This is a genomic window from Streptomyces sp. NBC_01176 (genome assembly GCF_045039825.1).
In the GTDB taxonomy this organism is placed as follows: domain Bacteria; phylum Actinomycetota; class Actinomycetes; order Streptomycetales; family Streptomycetaceae; genus Streptomyces.
On the sequence record NZ_CP108600.1, the window covers coordinates 7,706,611 to 7,730,141 of the forward strand.

20 protein-coding genes are annotated in these 23,531 nt (G+C 70.7%); 16 read left to right on the top strand and 4 right to left on the bottom strand.

What is annotated here, in order from left to right; all coding sequences use genetic code 11:
- Window positions 1-48: 48 nt before the first annotated feature.
- Window positions 49-705 carry an ion channel gene (locus OG199_RS33470; protein ID WP_356806659.1) on the bottom strand — a complete coding sequence of 219 codons (657 nt, stop codon included), beginning with the start codon at window positions 703-705 and terminating at the stop codon, window positions 49-51.
- 67 nt (window positions 706-772) lie between these two features.
- Here OG199_RS33470 and OG199_RS33475 point away from each other — a divergent pair, with 67 nt between their 5' ends.
- On the top strand, window positions 773-1,333 hold the full coding sequence (locus OG199_RS33475; RefSeq protein WP_356806660.1) for an HIT domain-containing protein: 561 nt from the start codon (window positions 773-775) through the stop codon (window positions 1,331-1,333).
- Window positions 1,334-1,918: 585 nt separating this feature from the next.
- Here OG199_RS33475 and OG199_RS33480 read toward each other — a convergent pair.
- Both OG199_RS33480 and OG199_RS33485 read right to left on the bottom strand, forming a co-directional pair.
- The gene (locus tag OG199_RS33480; RefSeq protein ID WP_405832603.1) at window positions 1,919-3,628 is read right to left on the bottom strand and encodes a hypothetical protein; all 1,710 of its coding nucleotides are present in this window, start codon (window positions 3,626-3,628) and stop codon (window positions 1,919-1,921) included.
- Window positions 3,629-3,836: 208 nt separating this feature from the next.
- Entirely contained in the window at window positions 3,837-6,035 is a 2,199-nt protein-coding gene (locus OG199_RS33485) for an elongation factor G-like protein EF-G2 (RefSeq protein WP_405834754.1), read from the bottom strand.
- A gap of 242 nt (window positions 6,036-6,277) precedes the next feature.
- Here OG199_RS33485 and pgsA point away from each other — a divergent pair, with 242 nt between their 5' ends.
- The 15 genes from pgsA to OG199_RS33560 all read left to right on the top strand — a co-directional run bounded on the left by pgsA (window position 6,278) and on the right by OG199_RS33560 (window position 22,145).
- Window positions 6,278-6,997, top strand: a complete 720-nt coding sequence (gene pgsA, locus OG199_RS33490) for a phosphatidylinositol phosphate synthase (RefSeq protein WP_401803082.1) — start codon at window positions 6,278-6,280, stop codon at window positions 6,995-6,997.
- Window positions 6,994-7,920, top strand: coding sequence for a phosphatidylinositol mannoside acyltransferase (locus tag OG199_RS33495; protein ID WP_356806663.1), 927 nt, complete (start codon window positions 6,994-6,996; stop codon window positions 7,918-7,920). The genes pgsA and OG199_RS33495 overlap by 4 nt, the downstream gene beginning before the upstream one ends.
- Window positions 7,917-9,077 (top strand): glycosyltransferase family 4 protein, encoded by a 1,161-nt coding sequence (locus OG199_RS33500; protein ID WP_405832605.1) that lies wholly within the window; start codon window positions 7,917-7,919, stop codon window positions 9,075-9,077. The genes OG199_RS33495 and OG199_RS33500 overlap by 4 nt, the downstream gene beginning before the upstream one ends.
- Before the next feature lie 121 nt (window positions 9,078-9,198).
- Complete coding sequence (locus OG199_RS33505; protein WP_266697737.1) at window positions 9,199-9,744, top strand: hypothetical protein; 546 nt, start codon at window positions 9,199-9,201, stop codon at window positions 9,742-9,744.
- Between the two features lie 603 nt (window positions 9,745-10,347).
- Window positions 10,348-11,196 carry a pyridoxal 5'-phosphate synthase lyase subunit PdxS gene (gene pdxS, locus OG199_RS33510; protein WP_248002464.1) on the top strand — a complete coding sequence of 283 codons (849 nt, stop codon included), beginning with the start codon at window positions 10,348-10,350 and terminating at the stop codon, window positions 11,194-11,196.
- Window positions 11,197-11,208: 12 nt separating this feature from the next.
- On the top strand, window positions 11,209-11,814 hold the full coding sequence (gene pdxT / locus OG199_RS33515; RefSeq protein WP_266697735.1) for a pyridoxal 5'-phosphate synthase glutaminase subunit PdxT: 606 nt from the start codon (window positions 11,209-11,211) through the stop codon (window positions 11,812-11,814).
- A gap of 74 nt (window positions 11,815-11,888) precedes the next feature.
- Window positions 11,889-12,641 carry a YebC/PmpR family DNA-binding transcriptional regulator gene (locus OG199_RS33520; protein WP_351721306.1) on the top strand — a complete coding sequence of 251 codons (753 nt, stop codon included), beginning with the start codon at window positions 11,889-11,891 and terminating at the stop codon, window positions 12,639-12,641.
- 128 nt (window positions 12,642-12,769) lie between these two features.
- Window positions 12,770-13,363: a crossover junction endodeoxyribonuclease RuvC gene (gene ruvC, locus OG199_RS33525; RefSeq protein ID WP_356808060.1), complete on the top strand. Its 594-nt coding sequence runs from the start codon at window positions 12,770-12,772 to the stop codon at window positions 13,361-13,363.
- Window positions 13,360-13,968: a Holliday junction branch migration protein RuvA gene (gene ruvA, locus OG199_RS33530; protein WP_402176779.1), complete on the top strand. Its 609-nt coding sequence runs from the start codon at window positions 13,360-13,362 to the stop codon at window positions 13,966-13,968. Before ruvC ends, ruvA begins: the two co-directional genes overlap by 4 nt.
- A gap of 79 nt (window positions 13,969-14,047) precedes the next feature.
- The gene (gene ruvB / locus OG199_RS33535) at window positions 14,048-15,118 is read left to right on the top strand and encodes a Holliday junction branch migration DNA helicase RuvB (protein WP_356808058.1); all 1,071 of its coding nucleotides are present in this window, start codon (window positions 14,048-14,050) and stop codon (window positions 15,116-15,118) included.
- A 163-nt stretch (window positions 15,119-15,281) separates the two neighbouring features.
- Entirely contained in the window at window positions 15,282-15,782 is a 501-nt protein-coding gene (gene yajC, locus OG199_RS33540) for a preprotein translocase subunit YajC (protein ID WP_266697730.1), read from the top strand.
- 142 nt (window positions 15,783-15,924) lie between these two features.
- Window positions 15,925-17,706, top strand: coding sequence for a protein translocase subunit SecD (secD, locus tag OG199_RS33545; RefSeq protein ID WP_405832609.1), 1,782 nt, complete (start codon window positions 15,925-15,927; stop codon window positions 17,704-17,706).
- A gap of 1 nt (window position 17,707) precedes the next feature.
- Entirely contained in the window at window positions 17,708-18,832 is a 1,125-nt protein-coding gene (gene secF / locus OG199_RS33550; RefSeq protein ID WP_266697728.1) for a protein translocase subunit SecF, read from the top strand.
- Window positions 18,829-19,377: an adenine phosphoribosyltransferase gene (locus OG199_RS33555; RefSeq protein WP_356808053.1), complete on the top strand. Its 549-nt coding sequence runs from the start codon at window positions 18,829-18,831 to the stop codon at window positions 19,375-19,377. The genes secF and OG199_RS33555 overlap by 4 nt, the downstream gene beginning before the upstream one ends.
- A 248-nt stretch (window positions 19,378-19,625) precedes the next feature.
- The gene (locus OG199_RS33560; RefSeq protein WP_401802663.1) at window positions 19,626-22,145 is read left to right on the top strand and encodes a RelA/SpoT family protein; all 2,520 of its coding nucleotides are present in this window, start codon (window positions 19,626-19,628) and stop codon (window positions 22,143-22,145) included.
- 91 nt (window positions 22,146-22,236) lie between these two features.
- Here the strand turns inward: OG199_RS33560 and OG199_RS33565 are convergent, their stop codons facing one another.
- Window positions 22,237-23,466, bottom strand: a complete 1,230-nt coding sequence (locus tag OG199_RS33565; protein ID WP_401802662.1) for a DUF349 domain-containing protein — start codon at window positions 23,464-23,466, stop codon at window positions 22,237-22,239.
- Window positions 23,467-23,531 lie beyond the last annotated feature (65 nt).

Consider the following 23,531-nt stretch of genomic DNA (forward strand, 5'->3'; position numbering starts at 1 on the left):
CGACGCGCAGAGTGATCCGACGCGTACGACGAGAGGCCCCCGGGGAGTTCAGAACCCCGGGGGCCTCTCGTCGTCCTCGCGCGCGAAGACGTGCAGCAGCCACGACGAGAACGACCCCGTGACCGCGCCGAGCAGCGCCAGACCGCACGCCATGAGACCCACCGCGATCGTGCGTCCCAGCCATGTCACCGGGACGACGTCCCCGTAGCCCACTGTCGCGAGGGTGGAGCACGTCCACCACACCGAGTCCCCGAAGGTGCGGATCGTCGCGTGCGGTGCCGAGTGCTCCTGCTGGTAGACGGCGAGGGCGCCGGCGAAGCCGAGCAGCAGCACCGACAGGCCCGCGTAGAAGACCACGCGCGCGTACAGGGCGAGACGGGGCTGTCCGCGACGGCGCTGCACGGCCTCGTACACCTTGACGACGCGCAGCGGGCGCAGCAGGGGCAGGACGAGCACCAGCGTGTCCAGCCAGTGGGCCGGTACGAAGCGGGGCCCCTGGCCGCTCAGCCGCCAGCGCACTCCGTAGTCGACCAGGAACAGGCCCCAGGCGGCCAGCATCGCGGCCAGGCACGCGTCCCGCGCGGCGGGCGGCAGACCGTGGCCCAGGACCAGCACCGCGTAGGCGGTGAGGAACAGCAGCGAGCACAGACCGAGCGGGACCTCGGTGCGCCGTTCCCAGCGGGCCTGCGGGCTGTCGTCGTCCACAGGCCCAGCTTGGCCCGGGGCGCATTCGGGCGAGCCCCGCCGACACGCCGCGAACGGGCGAAGCAATATGCTGCACCACATGACGAGTGAGCCGGAGCAGCAGATCGGAGTGGGGACGCAGGACGCGTTCCAGCGCTTGTGGACGCCCCACCGGATGGCTTACATCCAGGGCGAGAACAAGCCCACCGGCCCGGGGGCCGACGACGGCTGTCCGTTCTGCTCGATCCCTGCCAAGTCCGACGAGGACGGGCTCATCGTCCGGCGCGGTGAGCAGGTGTACGCGGTGCTCAACCTCTACCCGTACAACGGCGGCCATCTCATGGTCGTGCCCTACCGTCATGTCGCGGACTACACCGACCTGACCGGCCCGGAGACCGCCGAGCTCGGCGAGCTGACCAAGCAGGCCATGACCGCGCTGCGGGCCGCGTCCGGCGCGCACGGCTTCAACATCGGCATGAACCAGGGAACCGTGGCCGGCGCGGGTATCGCCGCCCACCTCCACCAGCACATCGTGCCCCGCTGGGGCGGCGACACCAACTTCATGCCGGTCGTCGGTCACACCAAGGTCCTGCCCCAACTGCTCGCGGACACCCGCAAGATGCTCGCGGAGGCGTGGCCCAAGCCGTAGCCCTGCCGGGCGCGGAAGGGGAGGGACCGGGGGCGTGGGAATCCACGCCCCGACCGCTCCCACGGGCCGCCCGGCCCCGGCGCCCGGCACGGCGCCTGCCCAGGCCCGGCACGGCGCCTGCCCGTGCCCTGCTTCGTCCCGCACGGCGCCCGCCCGTGCCCCCGGCACTTCGCCGCGTACGGCGCCCGCTGGTGACTCGTACGGCGCGTACGGCGCCTGCGCGTGCCCTGTACGGGGCCCGGCTTGTGTCCCCCACTTCGCCCGGCGCGGCGTCCGCTCGTGACCCGCACCTCGCCCCGTACGGTGCGCCCTCGTGACTCGTACGGCGCCTGCGCGTGCCCCGTCTCGTACGGCGCCGCCTGCCCGTGCCCCGCAGTTCGCCCCGTACGCGCCCGGCCGCGGCTCCGTACGGCGCCTGCCTGTGCCCTGCCTTCGTCCGGTACGGCGCGCGCTCGTGACCTGTGCGGGGCCTGACCGTGGTCCGTACGGCGCCCGCCCGTGCCGCTCCCCCCGACCCGCACGGCGTCCCCCGGTCCCGTGACGGCGCCCACGGGACCCGGCGCCTCCTGCTCAGCCGCCGGAGGCCTACGCGTCGAAGACGTCGTCCTTCTTCGGTGTCGGGTCCTGCACCGTGCCGCTGAGCACGGACGTGCGGCCGTCGAACTTCGTGGTGTCCACGTTGTGGCCCTTGAGGAACTCGATGACCGCCTCGTGCACCACACGGAGCACGGGGGTCGCGGAGCGCAGCACGTCGTCGGTCATGAAGCGGTTCTTCCAGGGCTGGTCGGCCCAGGCGTGCCGCAGTCCGAACGGTTCGGGAAGCGTCAGCGAGCCGCCGAGCCAGTTCAGGAACGGCGGGTACCAGGTGAACGGGGCGCGGGCCGCGAGCCGTACGACCTCGTCGTTGCCGACCAGCGGGAGCTTCACCGTGCGGGTCTCCCAGAACTTGACCGTCTTGGCGACCTTCTTCTCCTTGGCCGCCGGCTTGCCCATGAACAGGCCGTTCACCGGTCCCAGGGCGTGGCCGGTGAGCTCGATGCGCAGGGTCTTGTGGAGCACGGTCACCGAGACCAGCATGCTGATCACCAACTGGCCGTCGAAGAGGGTCCACTGGACCCCGAGGTAGTGCCGCTGGCCGCTGTTGTACTGCTGCTTGTTGCAGATGTCCCGTATCTGCTGGAGGTTGACCTGGTGAGCCGTGCTGCCGCTCGGGCGCGTGACCTCCTTGGCGGTCGCCGGGATGTGCGTGACGACCCAGTGCCGGATCTCGGGCTTGGGGAAACCGCCCGTGGTCAGCGGGCTCGTGTTGAGCCGCTCCAGCGCCCGCTCGACGGCGCTCACGACGTCGAAGCTCTGGAACCTGTTGATCTCCGGGGGCGGCACCAGGTGCTTGGCGAGCTCCGCGCTGAGCGACCCCACCTTCTGCACCTGGTCCGAGACGACCGGCACCAGATCCTCGGCGAGGTGCCAGTGCCCCCAGCGCGTACCCATGCCGAGGATGCCCTTGGGGCCGGCGTAGAAGACCGAGTTCGACCGCTGCTCGTCCCGCAGCTCGCCGAACGCCTGACGCAGCCGCTCGGCCCGGGTGTCGCCGGGGCTGCTGGGGACGGACTCGGGGACCCGGGCGCCGACGGTGCTGCCGGAGAGGAGGTTGTTCCAGCGGTCGCGCAGGTCCTTCGCGGTGCGCTCGCAGATCTGCTTCGCCAGCAGCCAGCCGACGACCGGGGCGACGATCGCGCCCCGCACGTACCAGGCCAGGGGACCGGTGAAGGGCAGCCGGATCATGGCGATCACGGCGACGACGCCCACGGCGACGAGAAGGGCGGTGGCGAGGGCGGAGGCACGCTTGTCCTCGCGCTTGGAGACGGCGGTCCGTATCTGGAAGACCAGCAGCCACAGCAGGAGGCCCGGCAGGAAGAGCAGGCCGCAGACCGCCATCACGACCGTGAGGCGGGTGTCGCGCTCCCTGCGGAGGCGGTTGGCCGCCAGACAGTGCTCGACCACCGCCTGCGGCTCGATGCCGAAGGACTGGACGACCGGCTTGCGGTCGACACCCAGCATCCGGTTCACCACGGACTGGGCGAAGGCCTCGCCGAGGTTGGGCCGGAAGATCGTCGCCCACTTGCGGCTCGGGCTGACCTTCGACTCGTGCCACTCGTTGTTGGCCTCGAGGATCTTCCCGACCTCGTCGTCCCGGTACGCGGCCGAGGCCAGGGCGTAGGTCGCCATCTCGTCCGAACCCGAACGTGGCACCTGTGGCCCGAAGATGTCCTCGAAACCGGTTGGAACCGTCATTCCCGCCCCCATCGCCGCGGTGTCGCTTCTGCGGCTTTTCCCGACTTCCCTGCCCCGCACACCTGTTGATCAGCCTGTCATGGTGATCGACTCGCCACGTCATCAGCCATCAGCTTGATCGTCATCAGCGTATCGGCAGGCGGCGGCCTTCGTCGGCGGACGGCCGAAGCCGCCCGCCGAGGGTGAACCGAAGCGTGTCCGGTGTGAACTACGAGGCCTCCCGCGTCTGTTCGCGCATCCTCTCGGCGATCTGCGGCGGCATCGGCTCGTGCCGCGCGTAACTGCGCCGGAAACGTGCGGTGCCGTGCGAGAGCGAGCGCAGATCGACGGCGTACCGTCCGATCTCCATCTCCGGCACCTCGGCCCGTACGAGCGTGCGGCCGCCGCTCGTCTGCTCCGTGCCGACGACCCGGCCGCGCCGCCCCGACAGGTCGCTCATCACGGCGCCCACGTAGTCGTCGCCGACCATGACGGTCACCTCCGCGACCGGCTCCAGCAGATGGATCCTCGCCTCGGCGGCGGCCTCGCGCAGCGCCAGCGCGCCCGCGGTCTGGAAGGCGGCGTCGGAGGAGTCCACCGAGTGCGCCTTGCCGTCGAGCAGGGTGATCCGTACGTCGATGAGCGGATGGCCCGCGGCCACGCCCCGGGCCGCCTGGGCGCGTACGCCCTTCTCGACGGACGGGATGAACTGCCGGGGCACGGCCCCGCCGACGACCTTGTCCACGAACTCGATGCCCGAACCGTTCGGGAGGGGTTCGACCTCGATCTCGCAGATCGCGTACTGGCCGTGGCCGCCGGACTGCTTCACATGGCGCCCGCGCCCCGCCGACCTGGCCGCGAACGTCTCCCGCAGGGAAACCTTGTGCGGGACCACGTCGACCTGGACGCCGTACCGGCTGCGCAGCCGTTCCAGGGCGACGTCCGCGTGCGCCTCGCCCAGACACCACAGGACCACCTGATGGGTGTGCTGGTTCTGTTCCAGGCGCATGGTGGGGTCCTCGGCGACCAGCCGGCCGAGCCCCTGCGAGAGCTTGTCCTCGTCGGCCTTGCTGTGCGCCTGGATGGCGAGCGGCAGCAGCGGGTCGGGCATCTGCCACGGTTCCATCAGCAGCGGGTCGTCCTTGGCCGAGAGGGTGTCGCCGGTCTCCGCCCGGTTGAGCTTCGCCACGCACGCCAGGTCGCCCGCGATGCAGTGGGTGAGGGCGCGCTGCTGTTTGCCGAACGGCGCGGACAGCGCGCCGACCCGTTCGTCGACGTCGTGGTCCTCGTGGCCGCGGTCGGTGAGCCCGTGTCCGGAGACGTGCACCGTCTCGTCGGGGCGCAGGGTGCCGGAGAAGACGCGGACGAGCGAGACCCGGCCGACGTAGGGGTCGCTGGCCGTCTTCACGACCTCCGCCACCAGCGGCCCGTCCGGGTCGCAGGCCCTGACCTCCCGCGCCGCGCCGTCCGGCGTGGTCACCGCGGGTGCCGCGCGCTCCAGCGGGGTCGGGAAGCCGCCGGTGACGAGCTCCAGGAGCTCGACGGTGCCCAGTCCCTGCCGGGCGCCCTCGGCCGCGGGCGCGGCGGCCAGCACGGGGAAGAACGCCCCGCGCGCCACGGCCCGCTCCAGATCCTGCACCAGTGTCTTGAAATCGATCTCCTCGCCGCTCAGGTAGCGGTCCATGAGGGTCTCGTCCTCGCTCTCGGCGATGATCCCCTCGATCAGCCGGTTGCGCGCCTCCGCGATCAGCGGCAGCTGCCCGTCCACCGGCTCGGCCTCCTCGCGCTCACCGGACGAGTAGTCGAACAGCCGCTGCGACAGCAGCCCGATCAACCCGGTCACCGGCGCGTGCCCGTCGGGGCCCGGCTCTCCGTGCAGCGGCAGGTAGAGCGGCAGTACGGCGTCGGGGTCGTCGGCGCCGAAGGCCTCCGCGCAGATCCTGGTCATCGCGTCGAAGTCGGCGCGGGCCGATTCGAGGTGGGTGACCACGATGGCCCGCGGCATGCCGACCGCCGCGCACTCGTCCCAGACCATCCGGGTCGAGCCGTCCACGCCGTCCGAGGCCGAGACCACGAAGAGGGCCGCGTCCGCGGCGCGCAGACCGGCCCTGAGCTCCCCGACGAAGTCGGCGTATCCGGGGGTGTCGAGGATATTGATCTTGTACCCGTCCCATGCGACGGGTACCAGGGAGAGCTGCACCGAGCGCTGCTGGCGGTGCTCGATCTCGTCGTAGTCGGATACGGCGGTGCCGTCCTCCACCCGGCCCGCCCGGTTCACGGCTCCCGCTGTCAGCGCGAGAGCCTCCACCAAAGTCGTCTTGCCCGATCCGCTGTGGCCGACCAGCACCACATTCCGTACGGACGCGGGGTGGTCGGCCGCCGTAGCCCTGCCGGCGGCTCCGGGGTGTGCGTTCGCCTTGTCGCCCATGGCCTTGCCTCCCGTGCACGGTGAGGTCTCTGTGGGCGCGGGCACGACGGATCCTGCCCCGGACCAGGTCCAGGGGTACCCCCAGCGGTACGGCTCCGATGACGCCCGCGGTGACTTCGAGCTTTGCACTCGCGTCACGGTGCGTCCATACGGCGGACGCGATCGCGCCGTGCCGCCCGGGGAGTCCCGTGTGACACGGGGTGCGGGTGCCCGACCGTCGCACATGCGCGCGCGTGACTACGATGGGCCAGCCGGGGGCCAGCAGGGGCCGTCCGGCGACACCGACCCTCGGGAAGGCCATGCTGAACAAGTACGCGCGTGCATTCTTCACGCGTGTCCTCACACCGTTCGCCGCGTTTCTCATCCGCCGGGGGGTAAGCCCCGACACGGTCACCCTCCTGGGCACGGCCGGAGTGATGGCGGGCGCGCTGGTCTTCTACCCCCGGGGAGAGTTCTTCTGGGGCACGATCGTCATCACGCTCTTCGTCTTCTCCGACCTGGTCGACGGCAACATGGCGCGCCAGCTCGGCCGCTCCAGCCGGTGGGGTGCCTTCCTGGACTCCACGCTCGACCGGGTCGCCGACGGGGCCGTCTTCGGCGGCTTCGCCCTCTGGTACGCGGGCAACGGCGACAACAACGTGCTCTGCGCCGTCTCGATCTTCTGCCTGGCCAGCGGCCAGGTGGTCTCGTACACCAAGGCCCGCGGCGAGGCGATCGGCCTGCCGGTCGCCGTCAACGGTCTGGTGGAACGCGCCGAACGCCTGGTGATCTCGCTGGTCGCGGCAGGCCTCGCGGGGCTGCACGCGTTCGGGGTGCCCGGCATCCAGTGGCTGCTGCCCGTCGCCCTGTGGATCGTCGCCGTCGGCAGCCTGGTCACGCTGGTCCAGCGCGTCGTCACGGTGCGCCGGGAGTCCGCCGAGGCCGACGCGGCCGCCGCGCACAGCAGCGGGGCCACCTCGTGACCAGCCTCCAGGACAGACTGGTGGACGGGGCGTACGCGCTCGGCTGGAGCACCGTCAAGACGCTCCCGGAGCCGGTCGCCGTACGTCTCGGCCGCACCATCGCGGACGCCGCCTGGAGGAAGCGCGGCAAGGGCGTACTGCGCCTGGAGAGCAACTACGCGCGCGTGGTGCCCGACGCGGGCCCGGAGCGGCTCGCGGAACTCTCCCGGGCGGGCATGCGCTCCTACCTGCGTTACTGGATGGAGTCCTTCCGCCTTCCCGCCTGGAGCCGGGAGCGCGTGCGGGAGGGATTCGACCCCACGGACGTGCACCACCTGACGGACGGCATCGCCTCCGACCGGGGCGTCGTCCTCGCACTCCCGCACATGGGCAACTGGGACCTCGCGGGCGCGTGGGTCACCACCAAGCTGGAGACGCCGTTCACCACCGTGGCCGAGCGCCTCAAGCCGGAATCGCTGTACGACCGCTTCGTCGCCTATCGCGAGGGCCTCGGTATGGAGGTCCTCCCGCACAGCGGCGGCACCGCGTTCGGCACCCTGGCCCGGCGGCTGCGCGACGGAGGCCTGGTCTGCCTGGTCGCCGAACGCGATCTGTCCGCGTCCGGCGTCGAGGTCAAGTTCTTCGGAGAGGCCACCCGGATGCCCGCGGGCCCGGCGCTGCTGGCCCAGCAGACCGGGGCGCTGCTCCTCCCGGTGACGCTCTGGTACGACGACTCACCGGTCATGAAGGGCCGGGTGCATCCCCCCGTCGAGGTCCCCGAGACAGGTACCCGGGCCGAGAAGACGTCTGTCATGACACAGGCGCTGGCCGATGCCTTCGCCACGGGTATTTCCGACCATCCGGAGGACTGGCACATGCTGCAGCGCCTGTGGCTCGCCGACCTGGAGCCCCGCCCCGCACCGTCCGACGGGGAGCGGCCGTGAAGATCGGCATCGTCTGCCCGTACTCCTGGGACGTACCGGGTGGCGTCCAGTTCCACATCCGCGACCTCGCCGAGCACCTCATCCGCCTCGGGCACGAGGTCTCCGTCCTCGCCCCCGCGGACGACGAGACGCCCCTGCCGCCGTACGTCGTCTCGGCGGGCCGCGCGGTCCCGGTGCCCTACAACGGCTCCGTGGCGCGCCTGAACTTCGGCTTCCTGTCGGCGGCCAGGGTGCGGCGCTGGCTGCACGACGGCACCTTCGACGTGATCCACATCCACGAACCGACCTCGCCGTCCCTCGGACTGCTCGCGTGCTGGGCCGCGCAGGGGCCCATCGTCGCCACCTTCCACACCTCCAACCCGCGCTCCCGGGCGATGATCGCCGCGTACCCGATCCTGCAGCCCGCGCTGGAGAAGATCAGCGCGCGGATCGCGGTGAGCGAGTACGCGCGGCGCACGCTCGTCGAGCACCTGGGCGGCGACGCGGTCGTCATCCCGAACGGCGTCGACGTCGACTTCTTCGCCCGCGCCAAGCCCCAGCAGGGGTGGCAGGGCGACACCCTCGGGTTCATCGGCCGCATCGACGAGCCCCGCAAGGGCCTGCCCGTCCTCATGAAGGCACTCCCGAAGATCCTCGCCGAACGCCCCTCGACCAGACTCCTGGTCGCCGGCCGGGGCGACGAGGAGGAGGCCGTCGAGTCGCTGCCCGCCGAGATGCGTTCACGTGTCGAGTTCCTGGGCATGATCAGCGACGAGGACAAGGCCCGCTTCCTGCGCAGCGTCGACGTGTACGTGGCACCCAACACCGGCGGCGAGAGCTTCGGGATCATCCTGGTGGAGGCCATGTCCGCGGGCGCGCCGGTGCTCGCCTCCGACCTCGACGCCTTCGCCCAGGTGCTCGACCAGGGAGCGGCCGGGGAACTGTTCGCCAACGAGGACGCGGACGCGCTGGCCGCATCCGCCGTACGCCTGCTCGGCGACCCCGAGCGCCGCGCCGAACTGCGTGTGCGGGGCAGCGCGCACGTACGGCGCTTCGACTGGTCGACCGTCGGCGCCGACATCCTGTCCGTGTACGAGACGGTGACGGACGGGGCGGCGGCGGTGGCCGCGGACGAACGGACGGGGCTGCGGGCACGGTTCGGGCTGGCGCGGGAGTGAGCACCGGGGAGCGGGACGCGGCGGAGCAGGGGCAGGGAGGGCGCGGACGCCCTTCTCCGTGGCGGACACCTGCCCAGGGGACGTGAGGGACGGCTGACCACGCCGAGTAGCCTTGCCGCCCGTGACCGCAACCCTGATCTGGATCCTCGTCGGCCTCGCCGCGATCGGCCTCTACCTGAGCTGGACCGCGGGGCGTCTCGACCGGCTGCACGCCCGGATCGACGCCGCGCGCGCCGCACTCGACGCGCAGCTGTTGCGCCGGGCCTCGGTCGCCCAGGAGCTGGCGACCTCCGGGGTGCTCGACCCGGCCGCCTCCATCGTGCTGTACGAGGCCGCGCACGCCGCCCGGCAGGCGGAGGAGGAACAGCGCGAGGTCGCCGAGAGCGAGCTGAGCCAGGCCCTGCGGGCCGTCTTCGGAGAGGTCCAGCAGATGGAGGCGGTGCGGGAGGCACCGGGCGGGGACGCGGCGGCGAGCGAGCTGGCACAGGCGGTACGGCGGGTGCCGATGGCCCGGCGGTTCCACAATGACGCCGTGCGGGCGGCGCGGGCGTTGCGGAGGCATCGCAAGGTGCGGTGGTTCCGGCTGGCCGGTCATGCCGCCTTCCCGATGGCCTTCGAGATGGACGACGAGCCGCCTACTGCGTTGGCTGACCGGCCCACGAACTGAGCCGCCTGCCGCATCGCCGTCCTAGGGGCTGCCGCCCCCAGACCCCCGCTTCGGCCTGAACGGCCTCGTCCTCAAACGCCGGACGGGCTGGAAATGCGGGTCCGCGCTGGAAATACGGGCTGCGGTGGATATGCGGGCTTGTGGTGGAGGTGCGGGCTCGTGCCTGGAGACGGGCTGCACTGGAGATGCGGGCCCGCGCTGAAGATGCGGGCTTGTGGTGGAGATGCGGGTTGCGCTGGAGATGCGGGCTTGCGCTGGCGGTAGCGGCGTGTGCCGCATGGTTCCGGCCGGGGTCATGTCTTTCAGCCCGTCCGGCGTTTGAGGACGAGCCCTTCGGGCGAGGCGGGGGTCCAGGGGGCGCAGCGCCCCTGGCGGGGGTCTGGGGGCGGAGCCCCCAGGGATGGGTCGGGTAGGGGCGGCGGGGGCGGAAAACGATCCACCGGGTCCCCATTGGCCCTTGCAGTGGCCTGGTCCACTCCCGTTTCCTCGGTACTGCAGAAACCCTCTTTCACCGAGTGAGGTCAACCCGTGTCCAGCACGCTCCCCACCCCCGCCCGCCCCGAAGACAACGCGGCGACCGGCACCGCCCGAGTGAAGCGCGGCATGGCCGAGCAGCTCAAGGGCGGCGTGATCATGGACGTCGTCACCCCGGACCAGGCGAAGATCGCCGAGGACGCGGGCGCCGTCGCCGTCATGGCCCTGGAGCGGGTCCCGGCCGACATCCGCAAGGACGGCGGCGTGGCCCGGATGTCCGACCCGGACATGATCGAGGGCATCATCGACGCCGTCTCGATCCCGGTGATGGCCAAGTCCCGCATCGGCCACTTCGTCGAGGCCCAGGTCCTGCAGTCCCTCGGCGTCGACTACATCGACGAGTCCGAGGTCCTCACCCCGGCCGACGAGGTCAACCACTCCGACAAGTGGGCGTTCACGACCCCCTTCGTCTGCGGTGCCACCAACCTGGGCGAGGCCCTGCGCCGCATCGCCGAGGGCGCCGCCATGATCCGCTCCAAGGGCGAGGCCGGCACCGGCAACGTCGTCGAGGCCGTCCGCCACCTGCGCCAGATCAAGAACGAGATCGCCAGGCTGCGCGGCTACGACAACAACGAGCTGTACGCCGCGGCCAAGGAACTGCGCGCCCCCTACGAGATCGTCAAGGAGGTCGCCGAGCTCGGCAAGCTCCCGGTGGTGCTGTTCTCCGCGGGTGGCGTCGCCACTCCGGCCGACGCGGCGCTGATGCGTCAGCTCGGCGCCGAGGGCGTCTTCGTCGGCTCCGGCATCTTCAAGTCCGGCGACCCGGCCAAGCGCGCCGCCGCCATCGTGAAGGCCACCACCTTCTACGACGACCCGAAGATCATCGCGGACGCGTCCCGCAACCTGGGCGAGGCCATGGTCGGCATCAACTGCGACACCCTCCCCGAGGCCGAGCGCTACGCCAACCGCGGCTGGTAGGACACACCACTCATGAGCACCCCCGTCATAGGCGTCCTGGCCCTCCAGGGTGACGTACGGGAGCACCTCATCGCCCTGGCCGCGGCCGACGCCGTGGCCAGGGCGGTACGGCGCCCCGAGGAACTCGCCGAGGTGGATGGCCTGGTCATCCCCGGCGGCGAGTCCACCACCATCTCCAAGCTCGCCCACCTCTTCGGCATGATGGAGCCCCTCCGCGCGCGCGTGCGTGAAGGGATGCCCGTGTACGGCACCTGCGCCGGCATGATCATGCTCGCCGACAAGATCCTCGACCCGCGCTCCGGGCAGGAGACGATCGGCGGCATCGACATGATCGTGCGCCGCAACGCCTTCGGACGCCAGAACGAGTCCTTCGAAGCGGCGGTCGACGTCGAGGGGGTCGGGGGCGATCCTGTGGAGGGCGTCTTCATCCGGGCCCCCTGGGTCGAGTCCGTGGGCGCGGAGGCGGAAGTGCTGGCCATGCACGAGGGCCACATCGTCGCCGTGCGCCAGGGCAACGCGCTCGCCACGTCGTTCCACCCCGAACTGACCGGAGACCACCGCGTGCACGGCCTGTTCGTCGACATGGTGCGCGCGAACCGGACACCCGGCTCCTTGTAGGATCTGGGGGTCCCCCAGGCTCTTAAAGTGTGGGGGAGTTCGTACAGGATGGGTTACGCGAAGGAGACAGGCAGATGTCCGGCCACTCTAAATGGGCTACGACGAAGCACAAGAAGGCCGTGATCGACGCCAAGCGCGGCAAGCTCTTCGCGAAGATGATCAAGAACATCGAGGTGGCGGCCCGCACGGGCGGCGCCGACGTGTCCGGCAACCCGACGCTCTTCGACGCCATCCAGAAGGCCAAGAAGAGCTCGGTCCCGAACAAGAACATCGACTCGGCGGTCAAGCGCGGCGCCGGCCTCGAAGCCGGTGGCGCCGACTACGAGACGATCATGTACGAGGGTTACGGCCCGAACGGTGTCGCGGTGCTCATCGAGTGCCTCACCGACAACCGTAACCGCGCCGCCTCGGACGTCCGCGTCGCCATGACCCGCAACGGCGGCAACATGGCCGACCCGGGTTCGGTCTCGTACCTCTTCAACCGCAAGGGCGTCGTCATCGTCCCCAAGGGCGGCCTGACCGAGGACGACGTCCTGGGTGCCGTGCTCGACGCGGGCGCCGAGGAGGTCAACGACCTCGGTGAGTCCTTCGAGGTCATCTCCGAGGCGACCGACCTGGTCGCCGTGCGCACCGCCCTCCAGGACGCCGGGATCGACTACGACTCCGCGGACGCCAACTTCGTCCCGACCATGCAGGTCGAGCTGGACGAGGAGGGCGCCCGGAAGATCTTCAAGCTGATCGACGCACTCGAGGACAGCGACGACGTGCAGAACGTCTTCGCCAACTTCGACGTCAGCGACGAGGTCATGGAGAAGGTCGACGCCTGAGCCGCCGACAGCCGAACGGGCCGACGGGACACACCCGTCGGCCCGTCGCTTTGTCAGTGGCACCCGATAGCCTGCACGAACAGCTGTCACCAGTGGGTGACCGGGGAGAGCGACGAAGGGGGACCGGGGTGCGGGTACTGGGTGTCGACCCCGGGCTGACCCGATGCGGCGTCGGCGTGGTCGAAGGAGTCGCGGGCCGGCCCCTGACCATGCGCGGGGTCGGTGTCGTACGCACCCCGGCCGACGCCGAGTTGGGCCTGCGCCTCGTCGCCGTCGAGCAGGGCATCGAGCGGTGGCTCGACGAGTACGCGCCCGAATGCGTCGCCGTGGAGCGGGTGTTCAGCCAGCACAACGTCCGTACGGTGATGGGCACCGCCCAGGCCAGCGCCGTCGCCATGCTCTGTGCCGCCCGGCGCGGCATCCCCGTCGCCCTGCACACCCCGAGCGAGGTCAAGGCCGCCGTCACCGGCAGCGGACGCGCGGACAAGGCCCAGGTCGGCGCGATGGTCACCCGGCTGCTCCGGCTGGACGCGCCGCCCAAGCCCGCCGACGCCGCCGACGCCCTCGCGCTGGCGATCTGCCACATCTGGCGCGCGCCCGCCCAGAACCGACTCCAGCAGGCCGTCGCGCAGAACCGACTCCAGCAGGCGGCCGCCCTGCACGCGGCGCAGGCGGCGTCGCAGTCCGCACCGCACCACGCATCGAAAGGCCGTACCGCATGATCGCCTTCGTCAGCGGCCCGGTCGCCGCTCTCGCCCCCGACTCAGCGGTGGTGGAGGTCGGCGGCATCGGCATCGCCGTCCAGTGCACGCCCGGCACCCTCGCCACCCTCCGCATGGGACAGCCGGCCAGACTCGCCACCTCCCTGGTCGTCCGCGAGGACTCCCTGACCCTGTACGGCTTCGCGGACGACGACGAGCGCGTGACCTTCGTGCTGCTGCAGACCGCGAGCGGTGTCGGCCCGCGCCTCGCCCAGGCCATGCTCGCCGTGCACACCCCCGACGCTCTGCGCCGGGCGATCGCCACGGGTGACGAGAAGGCGCTCACCGCCGTGCCCGGCATCGGCAAGCGGGGAGCCCAGAAACTCCTGCTGGAGCTCAAGGACCGGCTCGGCGAGCCGCTCGGCACGGGCGCCGGGATCGGCACCCCGGTCAGCACCGGCTGGCGCGAGCAGCTGCACGCCGCGCTGATCGGCCTCGGATACGCCACCCGCGAAGCCGACGAGGCGGTCTCCGCGGTCGCCCCGCAGGCCGAGGCCGAGGAGGGCACACCGCAGGTGGGCCGGCTCCTGAAGGCCGCCCTGCAGACCCTCAACCGCGCCCGCTGACCCGGCGGCCCGCCGCCCGACCCGACCGGCGCCCGCCGACCCACCGGCCGCCCCACCACCACACCGCGAGGCACACGCAATGAACTGGGACGACACGACCGACGAGACCGCCGCCGACCGGCTCGTCGGCGCGTCCGCCGACCGTGAGGACCAGGCCGTCGAGGCGGCCCTGCGCCCCAAGGACCTGGACGAGTTCATCGGCCAGGAGAAGGTCCGCGAGCAGCTCGACCTCGTGCTGCGCGCCGCCCGCGCCCGCGGCGCCACCGCCGACCACGTGCTGCTCTCCGGCGCCCCCGGCCTCGGCAAGACCACCCTCTCGATGATCATCGCGGCCGAGATGGGCGCCCCCATCCGCATCACCAGCGGCCCCGCCATCCAGCACGCCGGGGACCTCGCCGCGATCCTCTCCTCGCTCCAGGAGGGCGAGGTGCTCTTCCTGGACGAGATCCATCGCATGTCCCGGCCCGCGGAAGAGATGCTCTACATGGCGATGGAGGACTTCCGGGTCGACGTGATCGTCGGCAAGGGCCCGGGGGCCACCGCGATCCCCCTGGAGCTGCCGCCGTTCACCCTCGTCGGCGCCACCACCCGGGCAGGACTGCTCCCGCCCCCGCTGCGCGACCGCTTCGGCTTCACCGCGCACATGGAGTTCTACGAGCCCGCGGAGCTCCAGCGCGTCATCCACCGCTCCGCGAACCTCCTCGACGTCGAGATCGGCACCGAGGGCGCCGCCGAGATCGCCGGCCGCTCCCGCGGCACGCCCCGTATCGCCAACCGTCTGCTGCGCCGCGTCCGGGACTACGCGCAGGTCAAGGCCGACGGCGTGATCACCCGCGAGATCGCCTCCGCGGCGCTGAAGGTCTACGAGGTCGACGCCCGCGGTCTCGACCGCCTCGACCGAGGAGTCCTGGAAGCCCTGCTGAAGCTCTTCGGCGGCGGCCCGGTGGGACTGTCCACGCTCGCGGTCGCCGTGGGGGAGGAGCGGGAGACCGTGGAGGAGGTCGCCGAGCCCTTCCTGGTGCGCGAGGGACTGCTCGCCCGTACGCCCCGTGGTCGCGTCGCGACTCCGGCGGCATGGGCACATCTCGGTCTCACCCCGCCCCAGCGGGCCATGGGGGGAAACGGACAAGGGGACCTGTTCGGGGCGTGACGGCGCGGGCACTCGCGGGGTCAGGAACCCCGGTGCCATGCTGAGCGTTGTTCCCTGAGTGCGGACTCGCTTAGACTCCGCCGATGCCGCCCTTGTCGGCGACATACATACCCCCATCCAGCAGGCCGCTCACCATCGCGGTCGAAGAAGGAAGTTCCGACCCGTGAGTCTCGTGACCCTCCTCCCGTTCATCGTGCTCATCGGGGCCATGTTCCTGATGACCCGGTCTGCCAAGAAGAAGCAGCAGCAGGCTGCTTCCATGCGCAATGAGATGCAGCCCGGCTCCGGCGTGCGCACGATCGGTGGCATGTACGCCACCGTGAAGGAGGTCAACGAGGACTCGGTCCTCCTTGACGCGGGCCCCGGCGTGGACCTCCTCTTCGCGAAGAACTCGATCGGCGCCGTCCTCACCGACGACGAGTACAACCGCATCGTGCACGGCATCGAGCACGACCTCGAGGCCGACGGTTCGGTTGTCCCGGACGACGCCTCCTCCCTCACCGAGACCGACGAGCCCGCCGCCGACGCCGCTTCCGACGCCTCCGACGACAAGCCCATCGACCTCGGCAAGAAGGACGCCGCGGACGAGCCCGCCGACGCGAAGGCGGCCGAGGGCGACGAAGCAGAGCCGAAGAAGACCGACGGCGAGTCCGGCGCGAAGTAGCATCCCCGGGGGAACACGGCGCGATCCGCTCGCGCCCCGTGAACCCAAGGGATGTGCCTCTGTCGCACGGAGTCCCGACACCATGTCATGGCCGCCCACGCGCTGACCCCGCGCGAGGCGGCCCGAGAGGGAGTACGAGAAGGTGGCAGCACCGAAGAAGGGCCGGAGCGCGAGTGCCCAGAGCAGGCCGGGGCGCTCGCTTGCCCTCATCCTGATCGCCATCGTGGCGCTCACCGGGGGGATGTTCCTCTCCGGGCATTCCACCCCGCGTCTCGGCATCGACCTCGCCGGCGGCACCAGCATCACGCTGGAGGCGAAGAACGAGCCGGGCCAGCCGAACGCGATCAACAAGACCAACATGAACACCGCGGTCGACATCATGAACCGCCGTGTCAATGGTCTTGGTGTCTCCGAGGCAGAGGTCCAGACCCAGGGCGATCGCAACATCATCGTCAACATCCCCAAGGGCACGAACTCCAAGCAGGCCCGGGAGCAGGTCGGTACCACCGCCAAGCTCTACTTCCGCCCGGTGCTGGCCACCGAGGTCTCCGGGAACGCCGCGACGGCCAGCCCCTCGCCGAGCGCCTCCAGCAGCGACTCCTCGAAGGACAAGGCGAGCGACAAGGCGACCGGCAAGGCGACCGACAAGGCGACGTCGTCGAGCTCCGCGACTCCGTCGGCCACGGCCACCTCCCAGGGCCGTGCGGTCACGGACGCCCTGAAGGCCGACGCCACGCCGTCCGGGAGCCCCTCCGCGAAGTCGTCGGCCTCCACCGGCACCACGCCGTCGCCGAGCGGCAGCGTCGACCCCGCGGCCGCCAAGCTCCAGGCCCAGTACGTCGCGCTCGACTGCACCGACAAGGCGGTCCGCGCCAAGGCCGGTGACGGCGTCAAGCCCACCGACCCCACCGTGGCCTGTGGCCAGAACTCCTCGGGTCAGTGGCAGAAGTACGTGCTCGGCCCCGCCGAGGTCTCCGGCACGGACATCAAGAGCGCCGCGGCCGTCTTCGACACCCAGAGCGCCGCGGGCTGGAAGGTCACCATGGACTTCACGTCCGGTGGCTCCAAGAAGTTCGCCAGCATCACCGGCAAGCTCGCGCAGAACCAGTCCCCGCAGAACCAGTTCGCCATCGTCCTCGACGGCGAGGTCGTCTCCGACCCGTACGTCAGCCAGGCGCTGACCGGCGGAAACGCGGAGATCTCCGGCAGCTTCACGCAGACCGAGGCGCAGGACCTGGCCAACATGCTGAAGTACGGCGCGCTGCCGCTCACCTTCAAGGAGGCGAGCGTCACCACCGTGACGGCGGCCCTCGGCGGCGAGCAGCTGCACGCCGGTCTGATCGCGGGCGCGATCGGCCTGGGCCTGGTCATCATCTACCTGGTGGTCTACTACCGGGGCCTGTCGATCATCGCCATCGCCTCCCTGATGGTCTCCGCCGTCCTCACGTACGTGATCATGGCGTTGCTCGGTCCAGCCATCGGATTCGCGCTGAACCTGCCGGCCGTCTGTGGCGCGATCGTCGCGATCGGTATCACGGCGGACTCGTTCATCGTGTTCTTCGAACGCATCCGGGACGAGATCCGCGAGGGCCGCAGCCTGCGCCCCGCCGTTGAGCGTGCCTGGCCGCGCGCCCGGCGCACCATCCTGGTCTCCGACTTCGTGTCGTTCCTCGCCGCCGCGGTGCTCTTCATCGTCACCGTCGGCAAGGTCCAGGGCTTCGCGTTCACCCTCGGTCTGACCACCCTGCTCGACGTGGTCGTCGTCTTCCTCTTCACCAAGCCGCTGATGACGATCCTCGCCCGGAAGAAGTTCTTCGCGAGCGGCCACAGCTGGTCCGGACTCGACCCGAAGCGACTGGGCGCCCAGCCGCCGCTGCGCCGCACCCGTCGCGCGTCCGCCCCCGTCGACACGAAGGAGGCGTGAGATGTCGAAACTCGGCACCCTCGGCGCCCGGCTCCACCGCGGTGAGATCGGCTACGACTTCGTCGGCAAGCGCAAGATCTGGTACGCCATCTCGATCCTGATCACCATCACGGCCATCCTCGGTCTGACGGTGCGCGGCCTGAACATGGGCATCGAGTTCCAGGGCGGAGCCGTCTTCACGACTCCGAAGCACATGACGTCCTCGGTGACCCAGGCCGAGACGTACGCGCAGGACGCCTCCGGTCACGACGCCATCGTCCAGAAGCTCGGCGACGGCAGCCTGCGCATCCAGATCGCGGGCATCGACACCGACAAGTCGGACCAGATCAAGGACCAGCTCTCCAAGGACCTGAAGGTCGACTCGGAGAAGATCAACGCCGACCTGGTCGGCCCCAGCTGGGGTGACCAGATCGCCAACAAGGCCTGGGAGGGCCTGGCGATCTTCATGGTCCTCGTCGTGATCTATCTGGCGATCGCCTTCGAGTGGCGCATGGCCGTCGCCGCCCTGGTCGCCCTGATCCACGACATCACCATCACGGTCGGCATCTACGCCCTGGTGGGCTTCGAGGTCACCCCGGGCACCGTGATCGGTCTGCTGACGATCCTCGGTTACTCGCTCTACGACACGGTGGTCGTCTTCGACAGCCTCAAGGAGCAGACGAAGGACATCACCAAACAGACCCGGTACACGTACAGCGAGGTCGCCGACCGCTCGATCAACGGCACGCTGGTCCGCTCGATCAACACCACGGTGGTCGCGCTGCTGCCCGTCGGCGGCCTGCTGTTCATCGGTGGCGGCGTGCTCGGCGCGGGCATGCTCAACGACATCTCGCTCTCGCTGTTCGTCGGCCTCGCCGCCGGTGCGTACTCCTCGATCTTCATCGCCACGCCGCTCGTCGCCGACCTCAAGGAGCGCGAGCCGCAGATGAAGGCGCTCAGGAAGCGCGTCCTCGCCAAGCGCGCCCAGGCGGCCGCGAAGGGCGAACCCCTGGACGAGCCGGTCTCGGCCGTCCCGTTCGACGACGATGACGAGCCGGAGGGCGCCACACCGGCGGTCGTCGGTCCGCGTAACCAGCCCGCGTCCCGCAACCGGGGCCGTGGCCGACCTTCGGGGAAGCGCCGATGACCGAGCTGACGGACGTCTCCACGCTGCTGTCCAGCCGTATCCGCGACGTGGCCGACTACCCGGAGCCGGGCGTGATGTTCAAGGACATCACACCGCTGCTGGCAGACCCGGTGGCCTTCGAGGCGCTGACCGGCGCGCTCGCGGAGATCGCCGTCCGCACCGGGGCGACGAAGATCGTCGGCCTGGAGGCCCGCGGCTTCATCCTCGGTGCCCCGGTCGCCGTCCGCGCCGGGCTCGGCTTCATCCCCGTTCGGAAGGCTGGCAAGCTCCCCGGAGCGACCCTGTCGCAGAGGTACGACCTCGAGTACGGCTCCGCCGAGATCGAGGTGCACGCCGAGGACCTGGACGCGGGCGACCGCATCCTGGTCGTCGACGACGTCCTCGCCACCGGCGGCACCGCCGAGGCCTCGCTCCAGCTCGTCCGCCGGGCGGGCGCCGAGGTCGCGGGCGTCGCCGTGCTGATGGAGCTCGGCTTCCTCGGCGGCCGAGGCCGGCTGGAGCCCGCTCTCGCGGGCGCTCCGCTGGAGGCACTGCTCCAGATCTGAGTGGAGGCACTGCTCCAGATCCGAGTGATTCGGATCGGACCGGGAAAGGCCCAGGAAACCTTCGGGAAAGGCCTGGGACACCCGTGGGACACCGTCGGAGGCGGGCCCGGAGGAATCCGGCGCCCGCCTCTCGCGTTCCTCCTGTACGGGCCCTCCCCACGGCCCAGAGCGAGCCCGGCGCCCAGGATCGCTACCATGGGGTCTCCGGAGCCTGACCGGGGGACCCGGAACGCGCACGAGGAGCCCTCTTGCCAGACGAGGCCCAGCCACTCACCGCCGCCAAGCCCGAGCCCGCCTCGGGTGGCACGGACACGCCCGCGAAGAGCACCGCTCCCGGGCCGGTCGAGCACGCCCAGTCCGCGCGCGACGACAAGGCGGCCGGGCAGTCCCGCCCCAAGCCGGCCGTTCCCGAGCGCGCCGCGAGCACCCCGGCGGTCCGTTCGGCCCCGAGCCAGCCCGCGCGCACCGGTGGCTCCTCCAACCGGGTCCGCGCCCGCCTGGCCCGGCTCGGCGTGCAGCGTTCGAACCCGTACAACCCGGTCCTGGAGCCCCTGCTGCGGATAGTGCGCAGCAACGACCCCAAGATCGAGACGGCCACGCTCCGGCAGGTCGAGAAGGCCTATCAGGTCGCCGAGCGCTGGCACCGCGGCCAGAAGCGCAAGAGCGGCGACCCGTACATCACGCACCCGCTCGCCGTGACCACCATCCTGGCCGAGCTGGGCATGGACCCGGCGACCCTGATGGCGGGCCTGCTGCACGACACCGTCGAGGACACCGAGTACGGCCTGGACACCCTCAAGCGCGACTTCGGCGACCAGGTCGCCCTGCTCGTCGACGGCGTGACCAAGCTGGACAAGGTCAAGTTCGGCGAGGCCGCGCAGGCCGAGACCGTGCGCAAGATGGTCGTCGCCATGGCCAAGGACCCCCGCGTCCTGGTCATCAAGCTCGCCGACCGCCTGCACAACATGCGCACCATGCGTTACCTCAAGCGCGAGAAGCAGGAGAAGAAGGCGCGCGAGACCCTGGAGATCTACGCGCCGCTCGCCCATCGCCTGGGCATGAACACCATCAAGTGGGAGCTGGAGGACCTCGCCTTCGCGATCCTCTACCCCAAGATGTACGACGAGATCGTGCGCCTGGTCGCCGAGCGCGCCCCCAAGCGCGACGAATACCTGGCCATAGTGACCGACGAGGTCCAGTCGGACCTGCGCGCGGCCCGTATCAAGGCGACCGTCACCGGCCGCCCGAAGCACTACTACAGCGTCTACCAGAAGATGATCGTCCGCGGCCGTGACTTCGCGGAGATCTACGACCTGGTGGGCATCCGTGTCCTCGTGGACACCGTCAGGGACTGCTACGCGGCCCTCGGCACCGTGCACGCGCGATGGAATCCGGTACCCGGCCGGTTCAAGGACTACATCGCGATGCCCAAGTTCAACATGTACCAGTCGCTGCACACGACGGTCATCGGACCGAACGGCAAGCCGGTCGAACTCCAGATCAGGACGTTCGACATGCACCGCCGTGCCGAGTACGGCATCGCCGCGCACTGGAAGTACAAGCAGGAGCCCTCCGCCGGCGCCTCCAAGGTGCGCACGGACGCCCCGAAGAGCGTCAGCAAGGACAAGGACGCGGTCAACGACATGGCGTGGCTGCGCCAGTTGCTCGACTGGCAGAAGGAGACCGAGGACCCCAGCGAGTTCCTCGAGTCCCTGCGCTTCGACCTGTCCCGCAACGAGGTCTTCGTCTTCACGCCCAAGGGCGACGTCATAGCGCTTCCGGCGGGCGCGACCCCCGTGGACTTCGCGTACGCGGTCCACACGGAGGTCGGCCACCGCACCATAGGCGCACGGGTCAACGGACGCCTCGTCCCCCTCGAATCCACCCTGGACAACGGCGACTTGGTGGAGGTCTTCACCTCCAAGGCGGCCGGCGCCGGACCCTCCCGCGACTGGCTCGGCTTCGTCAAGTCCCCGCGCGCCCGCAACAAGATCCGCGCGTGGTTCTCCAAGGAACGCCGCGACGAGGCGATCGAGCAGGGCAAGGACGCCATCGCCCGCGCGATGCGCAAGCAGAACCTGCCGATCCAGCGCATCCTGACCGGCGACTCCCTGGTGACGCTCGCGCACGAGATGCGCTACCCCGACATCTCCTCGCTGTACGCGGCCATCGGTGAGGGCCATGTCGCCGCGCAGAGCGTCGTGCAGAAACTGGTGCAGGCCCTCGGCGGCGAGGAGGCGGCCACCGAGGAGATCGACGAGAGCGTCCCGCCCGCCCGCGGACGCGGCCGTAAGCGGCGCTCGAACGCCGACCCGGGTGTGGTCGTCAAGGGCGTCGACGACGTGTGGGTCAAGCTCGCGCGCTGCTGCACCCCGGTCCCCGGTGACCCCATCATCGGCTTCGTCACCCGGGGCAGCGGTGTCTCGGTCCACCGCAGCGACTGCGTCAACGTGGAGTCCCTGTCGCGCGAGCCCGAGCGCATCCTCGACGTGGAGTGGGCGCCCACCCAGTCCTCGGTCTTCCTGGTCGCCATCCAGGTGGAGGCCCTGGACCGCTCCCGGCTGCTCTCCGACGTCACCCGCGTCCTGTCCGACCAGCACGTCAACATCCTGTCCGCGGCCGTCCAGACCTCCCGCGACCGTGTCGCCACCTCACGCTTCACCTTCGAGATGGGCGACCCCAAGCACCTGGGCCACGTCCTGAAGGCGGTACGGGGCGTGGAGGGCGTGTACGACGTGTACCGGGTGACCTCGGCGCGCAGGCCGTAGCCGTAGTCGCTCGCCGGCAGACGAAAGGGGCTCCCGTACTGGTGTACGGGAGCCCCTTTCGTACGCCCTTGCGCGGAGGGCGACGGCCTGCTCAGCCGCCGAACTCCTGCAGGCCCTTCAGTGCCTGGTCGAGCAGCGCCTGACGGCCGTCGAGCTCCCGCTGGAGCTTGTCGGCCTTCGAGGTGTTGCCCGCGGAGCGCGCCGCCTCGATCTGGCCCTGGAGCTTGTCCACGGCGGCCTGCAGCTGACCGGTCAGCCCCTCGGCACGCGCGCGTGCCTCCGGGTTGGTCCGGCGCCACTCGGCCTCCTCGGACTCCTGCAGAGCCCGCTCCACCGCGTGCATCCGGCCCTCGACCTTCGGGCGGGCGTCACGCGGCACATGGCCGATGGCCTCCCAGCGCTCGTTGATCGAGCGGAAGGTGGCCCGGGCGGCCTTCAGATCCTGCACCGGGACGAGCTTCTCGGCCTCCTCGGCCAGCTCCTCCTTGAGCTTCAGGTTCTCCGACTGCTCCGCGTCCCGCTCGGCGAAGACCGAACCGCGCGCCGCGAAGAACACGTCCTGGGCGCCGCGGAAGCGGTTCCACAGGTCGTCCTCGTGCTCGCGCTGGGCGCGGCCCGCTGCCTTCCAGTCCGCCATCAGCTCGCGGTAGCGCGCCGCCGTCGGACCCCAGTCCGACGAGGCGGACAGCGCCTCGGCCTCCGCGACCAGCTTCTCCTTGGTCTTGCGGGCGTCCTCGCGCTGCGCGTCCAACGAGGCGAAGTGCGCCTTGCGGCGCTTGGAGAACGCCGAGCGCGCGTGCGAGAAGCGGTGCCACAGCTCGTCGTCCGACTTGCGGTCGAGTCGCGGCAGCCCCTTCCACGTGTCCACCAGGGAGCGCAGCCGCTCACCGGCCGCCCGCCACTGGTCGCTCTGCGCCAGCTCCTCCGCCTCGGTGACCAGCGCCTCCTTGGAGTGCCGGGCCTCGTCGGACTGCTTCGCCCGCTGAACCTTGCGCTCCTCACGGCGCGCGTCCACCGTCTCGACGAGCTTGTCCAGCCGTACCTTCAGCGCCGCCAGATCACCGACCGCGTGGTGGGCGTCCACCTGCGCGCGGATGTGGTCGATGGCGGTCTGGGCGTCCTTCGCCGACAGGTCGGTGGTCTTCACTCGCTTCTCGAGGAGGCCGATCTCCACAACCAGGCCTTCGTACTTGCGCTCGAAGTAGGCCAGCGCCTCATCGGGGGAGCCGGCCTGCCAGGAACCGACGACCTGCTCGCCGTCGGCCGTACGCACGTACACGGTCCCCGTCTCGTCGACGCGGCCCCACGGGTCGCTGCTCACAGCGCCTCCTCCACATGATGCCTGCGAGGGGCTTCAGGGCCCCCGGGCATCGTCCACAGTTTCGT

What these genes read in the sequence shown, in the direction of transcription:
- OG199_RS33475 (WP_356806660.1), top strand. Translation starts at nt 773, where the DNA reads ATGCTGCACCACATGACGAGTGAGCCGGAGCAGCAGATCGGAGTGGGG.
- OG199_RS33480 (WP_405832603.1), bottom strand. Translation starts at nt 3,628, where the DNA reads ATGACGGTTCCAACCGGTTTCGAGGACATCTTCGGGCCACAGGTGCCA.
- OG199_RS33485 (WP_405834754.1), bottom strand. Translation starts at nt 6,035, where the DNA reads ATGGGCGACAAGGCGAACGCACACCCCGGAGCCGCCGGCAGGGCTACG.
- pgsA (WP_401803082.1), top strand. Translation starts at nt 6,278, where the DNA reads ATGGGCCAGCCGGGGGCCAGCAGGGGCCGTCCGGCGACACCGACCCTC.
- pdxS (WP_248002464.1), top strand. Translation starts at nt 10,348, where the DNA reads ATGGCCGAGCAGCTCAAGGGCGGCGTGATCATGGACGTCGTCACCCCG.
- pdxT (WP_266697735.1), top strand. Translation starts at nt 11,209, where the DNA reads ATGAGCACCCCCGTCATAGGCGTCCTGGCCCTCCAGGGTGACGTACGG.
- OG199_RS33520 (WP_351721306.1), top strand. Translation starts at nt 11,889, where the DNA reads ATGTCCGGCCACTCTAAATGGGCTACGACGAAGCACAAGAAGGCCGTG.
- ruvA (WP_402176779.1), top strand. Translation starts at nt 13,360, where the DNA reads ATGATCGCCTTCGTCAGCGGCCCGGTCGCCGCTCTCGCCCCCGACTCA.
- ruvB (WP_356808058.1), top strand. Translation starts at nt 14,048, where the DNA reads ATGAACTGGGACGACACGACCGACGAGACCGCCGCCGACCGGCTCGTC.
- secF (WP_266697728.1), top strand. Translation starts at nt 17,708, where the DNA reads ATGTCGAAACTCGGCACCCTCGGCGCCCGGCTCCACCGCGGTGAGATC.
- OG199_RS33555 (WP_356808053.1), top strand. Translation starts at nt 18,829, where the DNA reads ATGACCGAGCTGACGGACGTCTCCACGCTGCTGTCCAGCCGTATCCGC.